The sequence below is a fragment of the Neoroseomonas soli genome (assembly GCF_018129065.1).
Taxonomy (GTDB): Bacteria; Pseudomonadota; Alphaproteobacteria; order Acetobacterales; family Acetobacteraceae; genus Neoroseomonas; species Neoroseomonas soli.
On sequence record NZ_JAAEDM010000175.1, the window covers coordinates 1 to 2,223 of the forward strand.

Below are 2,223 nucleotides of genomic sequence, written 5' to 3' on the forward strand. Positions count from 1 at the left end.
TGGCCAGGCGCTGCCTGAACCGCCGGCGGCGCCGCAGGCGGCGGCCTCGGCACCGGCGGGGGCGCATGTCCTGCCGGTGGCAGGGCGGGTGGTCCGGGCCTTCGGCGATCAGGCGGAGGGCGGGGCGGCACGGGGCCAGACCATCGCCGCCCCCGCCGGGGCGCGGGTGGTCAGCCCCTGCGCCGGGCGCGCCGTGTTCAGCGGTCCTTTCCGAAGTTATGGATTGCTGCTGATTGTCGAATGCGCCGACGGGCACCATGTCGTTCTGGCCGGGCTTGGCCGGCTCGACGCGGTCACCGGGGCCCGCCTCCTCGCGGGCGAGCCCGTCGGCCTGGTCGGCGAAGGCGATGGCGGGCGTGGACGGCTCTACCTGGAATTGCGGCGGGACGGGCATGCGGTGGACCCGCGGCCCTGGCTCGGGACCGCCCGTGCCGGGGCCGGTTAGGCCGCGCCGATGGTAACGGACGTGTATCCGAACGGTTTCGGGCTGCACGCCGGGGCGCGATGGGCTGTAGGATGGCAAAATTCCCCGGCTGGCCATGGTGCCCCGGATGGGAAGGGAAGGAGTTCGGATGCGGCGCAGGAGCGGGACGTTCGCGGCTGTGGGCGCGGCCTTCGCGGCAGGCTTCGTGGTCGGTCCGCTGGTCGCCGCCTGGGCGCAGGAAGGCGGACGGGCGGAAACCTACCGGCTGCTCAACCTGTTCGGCGACGTGTTCGAGCGCATCCGCGCCGAGTATGTCGAGCCGGTCAATGATCGCGATGCGATCGAGAACGCCATCCAGGGGATGCTGAGCGGGCTCGACCCGCATTCGTCCTACATGAACCCGCGCATGTACCGCGACATGCAGGTGCAGACGCGCGGCGAGTTCGGCGGCCTCGGCATCGAGGTCACGCAGGAAGGCGGCTACATCAAGGTCATCTCCCCGATCGACGAGACGCCGGCCGCGCGCGCCGGGGTCAAGCCGGGCGACCTGATCACGCATCTCAACGGCAATTCCGTGCAGGGGCTGAGCCTGCAGGAGGCGGTGGAGCAGATGCGCGGGGAGCGTGGCACCTCGATCCGCCTGACCATCCGGCGCGAGGGCGCGGACCGGCCGATCGAACTTTCCATCACCCGCGACGTCATCCGCCCGCAGGTGGTGCGCTTCCGGATGGAAGGCGGGGATGTCGGCTACATCCGCCTCACCTCCTTCAACGAGCAGACCGAGACCGGCCTGCGCAGGGCGATGCAGCAGCTCCGCCAGCAGGCGGGGAACAACCTGCGCGGCATCGTGCTCGACCTGCGCAACAACCCGGGCGGGCTGCTCGACCAGGCGGTGCAGGTTTCCGACGACTTCCTCGACCAGGGGGAGATCGTGAGCACCCGCGCCCGCCGGCAGGAGGATGCGCAGCGCTGGAATGCCCGCGCGGGCGACATCGCGCAGGGCCTGCCCCTGGTCGTGCTGATCAACGCAGGCTCGGCGAGCGCGAGCGAGATCGTCGCCGGCGCGCTGCAGGACCACCGCCGCGCCATCGTCATGGGCGTGAAGTCCTTTGGCAAGGGCAGCGTGCAGACCGTGATGCCGATCCCGGGCAACGGGGCGATCCGGCTGACGACCGCGCGCTACTACACGCCCTCCGGCCGCTCGATCCAGGCAACCGGCATCGAGCCGGACATCGAGGTTCTGGCCTCGCGGGAGGACGCGAGCACCGCCGCCGTCGCGCGGCGCGAGCGCGAAGCCGACCTGCGGCGCGCACTGCGGAACGAGAATGGCGGACAGGCCCAACAGCAGCAGCAGGCCGCACCGCCGCTGCCTCCGCTGAACCTGCCGGCCGGCCTCGCGGAGCGGGTGCAGCGCCAGCCCGGGGAAGGCGCACCCACGTTCGACCCGACGAAGCCCGAGACCGACCACCAGCTCCAGCAGGCCCTGTCCCTGCTGCGCGGCCTGGCGGCGGCCCCGAACCCGCAGCGGCGCGCCGCGCGCTGAACGGCGACAGGGCGTCGCGTTCGATGCGCGTGCCGGGGTGGCGGGCGCTCGGTGCCTTCTGGGCCGTGGTGGCGCTGGCCGCCGGCGGCACGGCGACGTGGCTGAATGAACTCGGCCCACCGGAGGCACCCCGATCGGCCTCGGCCGGCGAGGTATCCCCGGCGGCGCCGGCACCTGCGGTCGGTGCGCAGCCTGCGCCGTCGGCGGACGTCACCGGTCCGGCCGAGGCCGCGCCGCCGCTCGCGGAGGCTGTGGT

At 72.9% G+C, this 2,223-nt stretch carries 2 protein-coding genes and 1 pseudogene; all 3 read left to right on the plus strand.

Annotated elements, in window-relative coordinates; genetic code table 11:
- Positions 1-445 (plus strand): murein hydrolase activator EnvC family protein (locus GXW76_RS25190; RefSeq protein ID WP_211864886.1); only part of this gene is annotated, 445 nt, incomplete at its 5' end.
- A gap of 127 nt (positions 446-572) precedes the next feature.
- Complete coding sequence (locus GXW76_RS25195) at positions 573-1,967, plus strand: S41 family peptidase (protein ID WP_211864887.1); 1,395 nt, start codon at positions 573-575, stop codon at positions 1,965-1,967.
- A gap of 23 nt (positions 1,968-1,990) precedes the next feature.
- Positions 1,991-2,223: pseudogene (locus GXW76_RS25200) on the plus strand (hypothetical protein); the annotation flags it as partial.